This window comes from Paenibacillus faecalis, from assembly GCF_900289175.1.
GTDB classification, from domain to species: domain Bacteria; phylum Bacillota; class Bacilli; order Paenibacillales; family Paenibacillaceae; genus Paenibacillus_AQ; species Paenibacillus_AQ faecalis.
The window spans coordinates 3189606-3203253 of record NZ_LT985747.1; the positions used below are offsets into that span (position 1 = coordinate 3189606).

The window sequence follows — 13648 nt, forward strand, 5'->3', positions numbered from 1 at the left end:
ATATGGAATCTGGGGGAGGAAACCGACATCATGACTGCAAAAAAAATGCGTTCAGACATGATCAAAAAAGGCTTTGATCGGGCACCGCATCGAAGTCTCCTGCGTGCCGCCGGCGTAAAAGAAGAGGACTTTGATAAACCGTTTATCGCCGTGTGCAACTCTTATATCGATATCGTTCCGGGCCATGTACATCTTCAGGAATTCGGCAAGATCGTCAAAGACGCCATTCGCGAAGCTGGTGGGGTACCGTTCGAATTTAACACCATCGGCGTAGACGATGGGATAGCTATGGGACATATCGGCATGCGTTATTCGCTGCCGAGCCGTGAAATTATTGCAGATTCACTGGAAACCGTTGTTTCTGCCCACTGGTTTGACGGCATGGTCTGTATTCCGAACTGTGACAAAATCACGCCCGGGATGCTGATGGGGGCGCTGCGCGTTAACATTCCAACCATCGTTGTAAGCGGCGGCCCGATGAAAGCGGGGGTTGACAGTAAAGGACGTAAACTATCCTTGACTTCTGTTTTTGAAGGAGTCGGTGCCCATCAGATCGGCAAAATCAATGATAAAGAGCTGCTCGAGCTCGAGCAGTACGGTTGTCCAACATGCGGTTCATGCTCCGGTATGTTCACCGCTAACTCCATGAACTGCCTTGCTGAGGCGCTGGGCCTTGCTCTGCCAGGGAATGGCACGATTCTGGCGATTGCAGAAGAACGAAAAGAGTTTGTTAAACAATCGGCTCGCCAACTGATGGAGCTGATTAAGCTAGATCTGAAGCCGCGAGATATCGTAACCCGTGAAGCGATCGACAATGCTTTTGCACTGGACATGGCTATGGGCGGTTCTACTAATACCGTTCTTCATACGCTCGCCCTTGCTCACGAAGCAGGCATCGATTACCCGCTGGAGCGTATAAATCAGGTGGCAGACCGGGTACCTCATATTTCGAAGCTGGCCCCGGCATCCGATTACTTCATTGAAGATGTTCATACTGCTGGCGGCGTAAGCGCAGTTCTGCACGAGCTGCTTAAAAAGCCAGGTGCTCTGTTCGGCGACTGCATTACCGTTACAGGCAAGACACTAGCCGAGAACGTAGCCGGATGTGAAATCCAGGATACGAATGTAATCCATCCGATTGATCAGCCTTATTCCGAACGCGGAGGCCTTGCGGTCTTATATGGAAACCTCGCTCCAGAAGGTTCCATCATTAAAGTGGGAGCGGTTGATCCTTCTGTTGGCGGCTATCACAAAGGCCCAGCGATTTGCTTCAACTCTCAGGATGAGGCTTTGGAAGGCATTGCGAACGGAAAAGTAAAGGAAGGCGACGTCGTCGTTATCCGCTACGAAGGACCTAAGGGCGGACCGGGCATGCCGGAAATGCTGGCCCCGACTTCCCAGATCGCTGGAATGGGCCTTGGAGCCAAAGTCGGCCTGATTACGGATGGTCGTTTCTCAGGAGCTTCCCGCGGCATCAGTATCGGTCATATCTCTCCAGAGGCTGCTGAAGGCGGACCGATCGCTTTTGTTGAAGATGGCGACATGATTGTGCTGGATCTGAACAACCGTGTCATTCAGCTTGAAGTTAGCGACGAGGAGATGGCAAAGCGGCGTGAAAGCTGGAAAGAGTTCGAGCCTAAAGTAAAGACTGGCTACTTGGCCCGCTATTCCAAGCTTGTAACGAATGCAAGCTCAGGCGGCGTTCTGAAAATCTGATATTTGTCTCCTGACAGAAAAAGAGGTGTCCTAAGGTTTAACAGACCTTTCGGACACCTCTTTTTTTAAGATAAGCCTTGTGATGCGCTTGCTATCGGCAGTTCACTTGTTTCCTGCTGCTCCATGCTCTCCTGGTCAGACGAGCGATACCGACGGCTTCCCTTTTCTGCATAACGATGAATTAACTCATCCACCGTCATCATCAGAATCTTCGGCTCCATCGTTTTGCGGCCTTCCTTCATACGAGATTGGCCTTTCGGATGAATTACACTCATCAAAATTTTAAGATAAATACGTGTCGAGCTGGCGAACAACCCCTTCGGCAGATCATGAATATGAAAACCAAATTGCTCCGGTCCTCGGGTAATCATTGTGACCCCGTAAATACCTTTGATATCCATATATTCCGGACGCTCCAACACGATGTTGGCCAACGCAGGAAGATCGTTCTGCACCGCCCTGATCATCTGGATCGCAAGCTGCATTTCCGAACGGGAGCGGCTTCCAAATTGAAACAGCTTCTTATTGTCAAAATGGAGCTCCAGCACCTGATCTCCTTTTTCCAGACGACCGCCTACTTCGGTAACGATCGTCTCGCCTTGATACGTAATGGGCCGGAAGTGGAGCATCGGGTCTTTCGGTGTTACCGTCTGAAGGCTGAACATGACGTGAAATGCTTTTTCCCACAGCAGCCATAAAGAGACTAAAGCACGCTTCATAATGGACAGCTGAGCTTTTTTTAACTTTTTCTCTTCTCGAATCATGGTATCGATCCTTACACTTTTCATGTTTTTGTTCTTCGCTTCATCCAGCACCTGCTCGAGTGCAATCAGCATCTGCCCCGGTGCATCCGGATTCGCTCCCATCGTCGTTCCACAATCATGCAAAAGCATAACCTCTCCGGGCTTTAGCTTGTGCAGCATCCGCTTTTTCAATTTACTGGAGCCGGTCTTGCTGCGCCAATCTCCAAACATGGAGGACCACAGTATAATTCGATAACCGCTGTTTTTGGCAAAGTCAAAAAAGTTCACAACTCCCCAAGGCGGTCGATAATAGGTCGGACGTTCCCCCGTCAAATTGTAAATGATGTCATCGGTTCGTTTAAGCTGCTGACGAACGGTTTTGGGACGCATTAGCCAGTTGCATTTGTGCATATAATTGTGAATTCCAATCAAATGGCCTTCCGCATGAATTCGTTTCACTACATCAGGATTCTTCTCCGCATGAGAACCAACCAGAAAAAAGGTTGCCTTCATATCAAAACGCTTTAAAAGGTCCAACAGTTGTGGGGTGTATACAGGATCTGGTCCATCATCAAACGTCAGTGCGAAATCCTGACTTCCCTTGCCTCTGCGAAATACTCGAAAGCCAAAAATCCGGGTTATAAGCCCGGGAATAAAGGCATAAAAAGATGAAAGATAAAATAACCAGAGCAGTAATGTCTCCAATGCCAACTCCCCGCTTCTCTCTATTCTATTCCTTTGGCAGTACACTATTGATATTTTATCATAGCATAAAAAGAAATAGGTGTTTTTTTCACAAATCGTGTACAATAGAAACAATGACTAATTGTATAAAGGAGCGAATTCATTTACGATGCTTCCCCTCTACAAAAAATATTGGAGAACCTTTTTTGATATAGCGGTGATCGTGCTGACTGTTTATCTCGTTATGTATGCGTTCAGCAAACTATATCAAATTGCAGCTCCTGTCTTCCTGTCCTTTCTCGTATTTGTACTGATCGAGCCGATGGCACGGTTCTTTCATCGCCGCGGGTTACCCAAAGCGTTTGCCGCTGCTATCGCCGTACTGGTGTTTCTGCTGATCATATCTGGAGTGCTCTTTGGCGCTGGAGCAATCATCATTTCACAAATTATGAATCTCCAGGATAATATCCCGATGTATACCCGCATCCTTCAGGAAAATTTCACTTCTGTCATGGTTTATTTGCAAGATAAGCTAGATGCGCTTCCGCCAGACTTAATGGAGCGGTTGAACGGCTACTTTAAGGATATTACCAATTTCGCTCAAAATGCAGCTGAATCATTTTTACGCTATATCGTCGGATTTATGGGCTCTTTCACTACCTTTATTGCCAATTTTGGCGTTGCCATTATTCTCGCCTTTTTCCTCAGTTCCGAAATTGGTACTTGGCGCAAGGTAGCCAAAGAGAAGACGCCAAAGACGCTCAAGAAAGCTTTTCTCTTTTTGAAGGAACATGTATTTATGGCAATCGGAGCTTATTTAAAGGCACAGTTAAAATTGATTTCCATCACATTCGTTCTCGTATACATAGGCCTTCTTATTCTCGGTACAGACAACGCCTTCACACTGGCGATTTTGAGTGCGGTCTTTGATCTGCTGCCGCTGCTGGGCGTCCCGGTTATTTTTATACCATGGATCATTTATCTCTTTATCGTTGGCAACGCAGGCCTTGCCATTGGATTGATCATCCTCCTGGCTGTCGTTATGCTAACCCGTCAGCTGCTCGAGCCGAAAATCACCGGGCAATCCCTCGGTGTATCCTCAGCGTTTCTTATGCTGTCATTTATGATTATTTCGGTATCTATTTTCGGGGTTGCAGGTTTGATCCTGTCTCCAATTCTGCTGATCCTGCTGAAAGAACTGTTAATGCAAGGTTACCTGCAGCAATGGATTACACTGCCGAAAGAAGAATTTGATGTATCACCGTTTGAAATGAACCCGCAGGCAACTCAATCCTCCAGCACTTCTGAGGAAAGCAGCAAATCCATGACCTGACCAAACAGTGCTGTTGCCTGATGCTTACTGCCTGGACTCACATTTTCAACCAATACAGCTACCGCATAGCGCGGATGCTTTACAGGGCCGTATCCTACGAACCATTGATTGTTCCGGGAGCGGCCCTTTACAATCGTTTCAGCCGTACCGGACTTTCCCGCAAGTTGTGAAGTCGAATGCTTCAAGGATTTGCCCGTTCCTTTCTGAACCACATCCTTCATCCAGTCCACAAGCAAGTGAGATGTTTCTCTGGAGATCATCCCCTCAGAAAAAGAAAGTTTCAAAGGCTCCAAGGCTTGAAGTTTCTGGCCGTTTGCATATGAGATATGGCGAACGATGCGAGGGGAATGTATGTCTCCGCCGTTCAGCAGTGTGACGACCAGATTGGCTGCCTGAAGCGGGGTAATCATTGTATCTCGCTGCCCAATCGCTGTTTGGACGCGCGCACCAGAATCTGCGAAATCTGCGGCAGGGGCAAAGATCGTCCCACTCTCTTCATAATCCAACGGCTTCAACAAAGGCATCCCCAGTACATCCTGCTCCTGCCAGCCGATTGTCCGCCCTAAACCAAGCTTTAAGGCCGTATCTTGCAGCTGGCTTGAGGTCAGACGTTCAGCCAGTTCGGCAAATACGATATTGCAGGATTCCGCAAACCCTTGCCGCAGGTTAACCGTTCCGTGTCCTCCCTTTTTCCAACAGGATAAACCGTATTTTCCATACTCGCCGCTGCAGTAAAACGTTTCTCTCTCTGAAGTTACACCTGACTCCAGCGCCGCGGCAGCCGTTACAATTTTAAATATTGATCCCGGTACTGCTCCCTTTACCGCCCGATTCTGCCATTGACCCTGTTTCGGATGAATGCGTTCCGGGTTAAAAAAGGGCCTGGAAACCATCGCTACGATATCACTGTTCCGAACATCCAGGACGACCACCGCTCCCTCTTTCATCTCAGCCTGTTCTGTTAGCTGCTCAATACCCTTCTGAAGCTTCGCATCAACGGTCGTAGTCATCCGGAGCGGATAATATGGGTTATTCCCTGCTTTCACCATCGGCTTCACTTCTTGTATAACTTGCCTTTGGCCATCGACAGGGAAATAGACCACCGTAGGTCCTGTCCCCTGTAAAAGAGTATCCAGTGTTCTTTCCAGCCCGCTTGTTCCCTGTACCCCCTCATAATCACGAAAAAACAGATTCTCTTTCCGCTGCCCCGATATAAAGCCTAACCACTGCATCCCCGTCTCTTTGTCTCCATACCTCTGTTCATAAGGAAGAACCTGGATTTCAGGCAGTTCCAGCTGCTCGATCGCTTCGATCTGTGATGAATTCAGCGCAAGCGGAATACGCGACCCTTGAGCATGCCACAGCATCGGCTCGTTCAGCGTGAGCCATACTTCTTTTATATGTTCCGTTTTCGTATTCAGTATATGAGCCAGCTTCAAAAATGTATCATTCGATATCACATTTTTGTTCATAACGGGAAAAAGGACGGCGGTCCAGATCAGCTTCCCCGTTAACGGCACACCGTTTCGATCCGTGAAATGTCCTCGTCCCGTGTCCAGTACAATCCCCTGCTCCCGCTGAAGAAGTGATGTTTCAAGCAGCGTATGCGAACTGCCGGGAGGTTTTTGGTTTTTCATGACAAGCTGAATCCATGCTAACCGGAAAGCCAATAAAGCTATCAGCGCTATAAGTGCCAGCCATCCATAAAGTATTCGCTTGTGCCGAATCGCTCGCATGATCATCCCCCTAACCTGTCCCTTTTCCTATCATTATTCCCTCATCCCCCTTCCACAACCGTTTCAAGCGGCTTATATGCAAAAAAACTTGGATTTCCAAAAGGAAATCCAAGTTTCAGTCATCCCTACAATGTGAATCGGGATAGCGTAGCCTTCAGCTCATTGGATACATTCTCCAACTTGCTGGACAGATTGACGAGCTGGTTGCTCACACTTTGTTGTTCATTGCTCAAGGAGGCCACTTCTTCAGAAGTCGCAGACGATTCTTCAGCAACAGCGCTAACATTGCCCATCGCTTCAGAAAGGACGATCTGTGACTGATTGAGGCCACCAATCGACTCTGTAACAGAGTCAAGCCGCTCAATAAACTCGCCCATCTGCTGCTGAACCGAGATGAATATATCATTCGTTTCTTTAACAGAATCCATCTGTGCCTTAAACAGTGGGTTCGCATCCATAAGTACTTGGATCGTTTCATTCATCTCCGTCATGATCCGGTCTGTAATCTGGCTGACCATATCGATCGATTGCCGTGATTGATCAGCAAGCTGACGGATTTCATCTGCTACAACCATAAACCCGCGACCTGCAACGCCTGCTCGTGCCGCTTCAATCGTAGCGTTCAAAGATAAAATATTCGTCTGTTTCGTAATATTTTGCAGCACATCCAGCACTTTGACGACAGAAGAAGTCGTTTCCTTTAAACCATCGACTTTGCGCATCATCGCACGGGTCATATCTTCTGTCTGATGTGTTTTATCGAGCAAATCATTCAGATGTTTTGTACCCAGTTCACTTGAACTCTCAACATGACGAGCCGACTTGCCCATCTCTTCATTCGCTGAAACCACGACCTGCATCTGTCTTGAGATGTTGCCTGTAAGATCGCTACCGCGCTCGGCCTCCACAGCCAAGCTGCTCGCTCCATTTGCGATTTCTTCCGTTGCCACAGCAATTTCTTTCGCTGACAGAGCCGTCTTCTTGGAAGCATCCGTCAGTTCTGATGCAGTACTCAACACATCCTGAGCTGTATTGTTCGTCTGCTGAACAAGGAGTGTAATCTGCTCCATCATATCATTGAAGCTTGAAGATAGCTGACCGATCTCATCTTTCGAACGATGATCGGTACGAACATTCAGATTCCCCTTAGCGCCTTCTTTCATCAACAAGTTGAGCTTGCCGAGAGGGCGTGCAATCATACGAACCATCCATATGCCGATCAATATAGCTATAATCACATCGGCGAGCGCTACCCACATCGTGATCGTCAGAATGCCCTGGGCATCTTTCGTCAGCTCTCCAGTATGTATCGTACCAACGAGTCTCCAATCATTAATATCCAGTGTATTGTATACCGCCAATATATCTTTTTTGTTCACGTCTTGAGCCCTGAGACTTCCGTTCTTTTTATCCTCAGGCTCATCCTTCATAAAATTCAAAAGAGACTTCTGACCGATCAACGATTCCTCATTAGCCGAAATAATGTCGCCATCTCTTGTAACGAGCTGCAGCTGTCCGTCAGCGCCAAGGTTAACATTTTGCATATGCTCGCCAATCACTGTTTCATTAAGCTCAATAACAAAAATATATGATGCATTGAGATCGTTCATTGAACCTAAAGAGCGGGCGATCGTGAAATAGTTAACCCCATTTTCATTTTTCGTTGGCAGCCAGAGGGTCTTCGCACCCTTCTCAAGCTCTTGCACCCATGGTTCATCCACCATAGCTTGTACGTTATCCGTCGTACCGCCAGCAGCGATAACATTGCTCTTATCAGGTGGAATAATGTATATCGCCTTAATATGTCCATCAGCCGTAATATTGTTGGTCAGCTTATCTCGAACATCTTTTTCAGCTGTAAACTTTTCATACTCCGTCAGTTTTTCCTGATTAAGCTTCGATAAAAGCGATTGCAGCTCTTTATCATAAAAGATCTGTCTTCCCAGATTTTCATACTTCTCCAAAATAATGTTGACCTTTTCGGAAGTTTGAATGATGGTTTGCTGATTGGATTTGGCCGCATTGTCCTCGATCGTATCTTTGGCTTTCAGGTAAGACAGTACACCAAGTATCCCAACAAATAATACGATTCCGATAAAGAAAATCAAAAACAAGCGCATACCTACCGAATTGGCAGGATTCACACGCATCTGTTTGGCGATTTTAACCCATTCATCCCATTTGGGTTTTCTCGAACGATCCCCCTTCGGTCCAGAAGTAACAGGTTTATTTTTCTTTGGCTCTTTCACCTTCTTCTGTTTTTTCGGCTTTTTATCTTGCTGTTCAACCTCTCCCATTTGCTGTTCACCCACCACTATCATTTTTTTAAAAACCGTAGTAAAACAATACACTACTTTTTATTTCGACAGATGGGCATGATTTCCTTTGGGTTTATACTCAAAAATAAGCCTAAGGTCCTAATTTTTTGATGATTAAAAAAAGATTCCAGCACCTGACGAGGTACCGGAATCCTGTAAATCAAGATATTTATACCTATTTTATAAAATCAACTGCATTACTTATGCTTTCGCATCATATCAAAATTTTTAACCGGTTGATCCACTTTCATTCGTACAAGCTGTAGCGGATGTCGAGCTGCATCGAGTTCATTCCCTTCTTCATCCGTGATCGTACCGACCACCTGTTTGAAAAAAGTGCCGCCCGGTCCAAAAAACTCAATGTTCTGACCCGGTTTAAAATGATTGCGCTGCTGAATTAACGCCGTTTCTGTCGCAGGATCATAATCGATTACAAGTCCTGCAAAGTCGTAAGGGGCCGCCTTCTCTTCCGGTTCATAAATATGATCCTCGTGATCCGGTGTATCATAGAAGAATCCGGTATTCAGCGGACGATTTGCCGCTTTGTTCAGCTCTTCGATCCATTCGGGCTTCAGCACATAATTTTCAGGATCAGACATATAAGAATCGATAGCTTGGCGATAAACATTAACAACCGTTGCCACATAATGAATCGACTTCATACGGCCCTCAATTTTAAAGCTGTCGATACCAACCTCAACCAGATCCGGAATATGCTTTAGCATGCTAAGATCTTTTGAGCCCATCGTAAATTGATTATCTTCCGGTTGAAACAAAGGGATTTGCGTTACACCTGGTTTAAAAGGAGAGGGCGCAAATGCTGATTTGTCCAATACGGGCAGTTCCCCAGAAACGTCTCGTTTATCCTCAAACAAATCATATTTCCAGCGGCAAGATTGACAGCATCCGCCCCGGTTAGAGTCCCGATCGGTAAAGTGATTGGATAATACACATCGTCCTGAAACAGACGAGCACATCGCTCCATGAACGAAAGCTTCGATTTCAATATCGACATGTTTTTTAATTTCAGCGATTTCCGCAAGACTTGTTTCCCGACCCAGAACAACACGCGGCAGTCCTTCTTCCTTCCAAAACTTCACCGCCTGCCAGTTCAGCGTCGACTGCTGTGTGCTCAAGTGAACTTCAAGCCCCGGTGCAGAGCGCTGCGCAATTTCGATGATCGCTGGATCAGCTGCAATGATCGCGAAAATCCCAACCTCTTCTAGATTGCGCAAATATTCCTCAATGCCTTCAATATCCTCATTATGGGCATAAATGTTCGTTGTCACGATCACTTTGGCGCCATACTTTTTGGCGAACTCAACGCCTTCTCTCATTTCTTCAAAACTGAAATTGTCGGCATTGGAGCGCAAACTATATTTTTGTCCACCGATATAAACCGCATCAGCGCCATAGTGAACTGCAAATTTCAATTTTTCCAGATTACCTGCCGGTGCAAGCAGCTCCGGCTTGTCCAAGCGGTAACGCTTGCCTTTATATTTTGGCTTTACCATAGCTGCCATTTTGGTCACTCCTTGTTATATAGACTGAACTAGAGAAGTTCATTTTTTCACTGAAAATTTGATTAATAAACCTGCTCCTTATAAAAGAATCCGAAAGAAAGCTCCCGCTCGGGATCTTGAAGGGCCCGAATCTCCTCCAGCCATTGCTCATCAAAGGCATAGGCCTTTGGATCAGCCTCATATAAATCGATCGCTTTACGGTACGCGCGAAGCACAGCTTCATTATAATGGCGCGGTTTAAGCAAAGTCTCTACTTTGAAGCTATCGATGCCGGATTCCATCAGTAGATGAAGATCTTCAAGGATACAGATATCATCAGAGCTCATAATATGAGTACCGTTGATATCTTCATAAATCGGAAACTTCTCTTCCTCCCGCTCTGCTTCTATAAGGAACAATCCCCGTTCTTTTCCCATGCTGCCTTCGGTTATCGGTCGTCCTTGATGAGCCATATAGCTCTTCACCAACCGACGCTTGGAGTGGTAGATGTTAGTCATCCCGTGAACCTGAACTTGCGCTTCAATCTCCAGCTTCGGTTTCATTTCAGTAATTTCATCCATATTTAATTCCCGCGCTAAAATAACCCGTGATGCCCCTCTGCGCCCCCAATAGTTCGAGGTCGAATAGTTTGTTGATGTCATTTCAGCGTTCCAGTGAAGCTTAAGTGAGGGAGCGAAGGATTTAACCGCCGTTAATACCGATGGATCATTAAATTCTACCGCATCAACGCCGATTTCTCCTAATGCCTTGACATATTCAGAGAGAGCCTCAAGCAAATCATTGGTCATCAAATTGTTCAAACTTACATAAATTTTACCACTGGCATCATGTACCATCTCAGTCGCTTTACGAATGTCTTCAAGTGTCATGCTTCCCGGCAATCTCAAACCGAAGCGGTCATCCCCAACCAATACGGCATCCGCCCCAGCTTGCAGATAAACTTGTATATCTTCCAAACTTCCTGCGGCTGCCAGAAGCTCAGGTTTATTACCCATTGCAATTCCCCCTAATGCTATTGTGCCATCTTGTTACTTTTCTCAATGTTTTTTTGATGCTCTTTGTAGGTTTTAGCAAATAGATGTTCCTGTGTTCCATCCTTCTTCGTTACATAAAAGAAATAATCTGACTCTTCCGGCTTCAGCGCAGCTTCAATGGAAGCGAGGCTTGGACTTGAAATTGGCCCCGGAGGAAGTCCTTTATTCCGATAAGTGTTATAAGGGCTGTCCACCTCCAGATCCTTATACAACAATCGCTCCTTCGGTTTATCCAGAAGGTACTGTACCGTTGCATCAATCTCAAGCTTCATCCCTTGCTCAATCCGGTTATATATAACACCTGCCACCAAAGCGCGTTCCTCATCGACTACAACCTCGCGTTCAACCAAGGATGCTACCGTGAGCAGTTCATGCACCGTCATTCCTCGCTGTTTCAATAGCTCTTCCCAGCCAGGTATTTCATTCAATCGTTTCTCCATTTCACTAAGCATAGCTTGGATAATTTCCTGTGGTGTACTGTCTTTAGGCAGCTCATAAGTTGCCGGGAACAAATATCCCTCCAGATGGTGTCTTAACTTCGCATCTTTTGGAATTTCTTGAATCAGGGTGCCCTCCCAGCCTGATGACTGATCAGCCTGTTTTACAATTTCCTTCGCATCCAAACCGCTCTCCTTGGAAATCGTCTCTGCGATCTGAAGAACCGTATATCCTTCTGGAATCGTAAAACGTATCATCTCTCCAGGCTTCACTTCCCCTTTGTTCAGCTTCGTTATCAACTGATCATAGGTGATGCCAGGCTTTGCCTCATACATACCGGCCATAAAGCGACTGCCCTCATCTTCCAGCTTTAAATAAACTTTAAATAAAAGTGCATTTTTAATAAGCCCTTTTTCCTCTAGCAGATCGGCAATTTGAGATGTACTCATACCGGATTCAATCGTAAATTCGATCGGAGTATTGGAACTCGCAACGGGCTTCATGCCATTCCACACGTAAAACACTACCCCTGCAGCAATAATGAGCAGCACCAATACCGTTATGGCCAGTTTCTTCATCTGTTCATCTCCTTTACAGCCAAAAAGGGCGGACCAGTCCGCCCTTCCCAGAACCCTATTTGAAATTACAATGTCTTTGGAAGACATGAAAAATTAAAATCAATCTTCATCTTCTTCCGGGAATGTAAGCTCATCATACAGCTCAGAGATGCTTTCCCATTCATCGTCGTCATCAATGGTAGCCAACTCCAGACTTCCGTCTTTCGCAGTAACAATACGAAGTACTTCATACTCCTCAGCCTTACGATCCGGTTGTACCAATATGGCATATCCTTGACCATTCACTTCGAATTCAGCAGCAAGATCATATACGGCTGTATATCCCTTCTCATCCTGAAGTTCTATACTTTCGCCAAAAGCGTCCTTCAACGTTTGGGTCCATACCACTTGATCAACAGAAAAATCAGTCATTGTCATTGCTCCCATTAAGCTGATCTACGAGCGTATTAAACGTCTCTTCAACAATGCTCCATTCCTCATCATCGTCAATCATATACAGCTTCAGGTCTTCACCGTCTTCTTCGTAACGGAATGCGTAAACCTCATCCGTCTCGTCATCTTCCGATTCCAACGGGACCACCATCATATACTTTGCATCGGAGCCGTCAACATCAAATTTCATGATGACTTCAAATTCCTCTTCGTGGCCTTCATCATCTGGAATATAAATAATTTCCGGTTCCTCTTCCATACCAATATGCTTATTCGCCATTGTGATCCCCCTCACCTTTACCTTTTAGAATCCAAGTAATTTTGCAAAATCAAGCTTGCAGCCATTTTATCCACCACCTGCTTGCGCTTCTTTCGGCTGACATCGGCTTCCACCAGGGTCCGTTCAGCGGATACTGTCGAAAGCCGTTCATCCCAAAGGTGAACGGGTAAGCACAAGGACTCTCGCAGTTTTTCTGCGAATTCCATGCAGATTTCTCCTCGGGGACCGATCGTGCCGTTCATATTTTTAGGCAGACCAACCACAATCTCAGCGACCTCATGCTCTTTCACGAGGGCAATGATCCGTTCCAATTCAATGCCGTCCCGGCGGCGTTCAATCACTTCCAGCCCTTGGGCTGTCCAACCGAACACATCGCTGAGAGCCACACCGATTCGACGGTCCCCGTAATCCAATCCCATGATCTTCATCCTTGCACTCCTAACGATGACTGGCTAGGTAGAACCGGACCAGTTCTTCAATCAATTCATCTCGTTCTTTCTTCCGGATCAAACTTCTAGCATTGTTGTGCCGAGGTATATAAGCGGGATCCCCGGACAACAGATATCCGACAATCTGATTGATCGGATGATATTCCTTTTCAACCAACGCGTCGTATACCGACAGTATAATGTCCCGGGCAGAAGCCTCCTTCTCATCACCTTTTACATTGAACTTGACAGTCTTATCCATGGAGTCCATGTGTGACACCTCGCTTCTTCGAAGAACATGTTAATCCATGCTTCGTCGAAAAATATTTACCAGCTTGATCTTTCTATATCATAACATATTCCTTACGCCGTAAGGAAACCTGTTTCGAAATAATTAAAGGCAAA

At 46.1% G+C, this 13648-nt stretch carries 12 protein-coding genes; 2 read left to right on the plus strand and 10 right to left on the minus strand.

Going from position 1 to position 13648, the window contains the following annotated elements; all coding sequences use genetic code 11:
- The first annotated feature begins 30 nt into the window (after window positions 1–30).
- Entirely contained in the window at window positions 31–1716 is a 1686-nt protein-coding gene (ilvD, locus tag C8268_RS15120; RefSeq protein ID WP_106768438.1) for a dihydroxy-acid dehydratase, read from the plus strand.
- Between the two features lie 65 nt (window positions 1717–1781).
- On the opposite strand, the gene C8268_RS15125 is transcribed toward ilvD, so the two are convergent.
- Complete coding sequence (locus C8268_RS15125) at window positions 1782–3164, minus strand: polysaccharide deacetylase family protein (protein ID WP_106768439.1); 1383 nt, start codon at window positions 3162–3164, stop codon at window positions 1782–1784.
- Window positions 3165–3312: 148 nt separating this feature from the next.
- Between C8268_RS15125 and C8268_RS15130 the strand changes: the two genes are divergently transcribed.
- Window positions 3313–4476 carry an AI-2E family transporter gene (locus tag C8268_RS15130; protein ID WP_106768440.1) on the plus strand — a complete coding sequence of 388 codons (1164 nt, stop codon included), beginning with the start codon at window positions 3313–3315 and terminating at the stop codon, window positions 4474–4476.
- Here the strand turns inward: C8268_RS15130 and C8268_RS15135 are convergent.
- From C8268_RS15135 to C8268_RS15175, 9 genes are all read right to left on the minus strand, one after another.
- The gene (locus C8268_RS15135; protein WP_106768441.1) at window positions 4431–6212 is read right to left on the minus strand and encodes a peptidoglycan D,D-transpeptidase FtsI family protein; all 1782 of its coding nucleotides are present in this window, start codon (window positions 6210–6212) and stop codon (window positions 4431–4433) included. The genes C8268_RS15130 and C8268_RS15135 overlap by 46 nt on opposite strands.
- Before the next feature lie 125 nt (window positions 6213–6337).
- Complete coding sequence (locus C8268_RS15140; RefSeq protein ID WP_106768442.1) at window positions 6338–8509, minus strand: methyl-accepting chemotaxis protein; 2172 nt, start codon at window positions 8507–8509, stop codon at window positions 6338–6340.
- A 218-nt stretch (window positions 8510–8727) separates the two neighbouring features.
- Window positions 8728–10053 carry a peptidase U32 family protein gene (locus C8268_RS15145; RefSeq protein ID WP_106768443.1) on the minus strand — a complete coding sequence of 442 codons (1326 nt, stop codon included), beginning with the start codon at window positions 10051–10053 and terminating at the stop codon, window positions 8728–8730.
- Between the two features lie 62 nt (window positions 10054–10115).
- A complete protein-coding gene (locus C8268_RS15150) occupies window positions 10116–11048 on the minus strand; it encodes a peptidase U32 family protein (RefSeq protein ID WP_106768444.1) in 933 nt (310 codons plus the stop codon).
- Window positions 11049–11065: 17 nt separating this feature from the next.
- Window positions 11066–12103, minus strand: a complete 1038-nt coding sequence (gene mltG / locus C8268_RS15155; protein ID WP_106768445.1) for an endolytic transglycosylase MltG — start codon at window positions 12101–12103, stop codon at window positions 11066–11068.
- A 99-nt stretch (window positions 12104–12202) separates the two neighbouring features.
- Window positions 12203–12514 (minus strand): DUF1292 domain-containing protein, encoded by a 312-nt coding sequence (locus C8268_RS15160; RefSeq protein ID WP_106768446.1) that lies wholly within the window; start codon window positions 12512–12514, stop codon window positions 12203–12205.
- Window positions 12507–12815: a DUF1292 domain-containing protein gene (locus tag C8268_RS15165; protein WP_106768447.1), complete on the minus strand. Its 309-nt coding sequence runs from the start codon at window positions 12813–12815 to the stop codon at window positions 12507–12509. Before C8268_RS15165 ends, C8268_RS15160 begins: the two co-directional genes overlap by 8 nt.
- A gap of 17 nt (window positions 12816–12832) precedes the next feature.
- Entirely contained in the window at window positions 12833–13243 is a 411-nt protein-coding gene (ruvX, locus tag C8268_RS15170; protein ID WP_106768448.1) for a Holliday junction resolvase RuvX, read from the minus strand.
- 10 nt (window positions 13244–13253) lie between these two features.
- Window positions 13254–13514, minus strand: coding sequence for an IreB family regulatory phosphoprotein (locus tag C8268_RS15175; RefSeq protein WP_106768449.1), 261 nt, complete (start codon window positions 13512–13514; stop codon window positions 13254–13256).
- Between the last annotated feature and the right edge of the window lie 134 nt (window positions 13515–13648).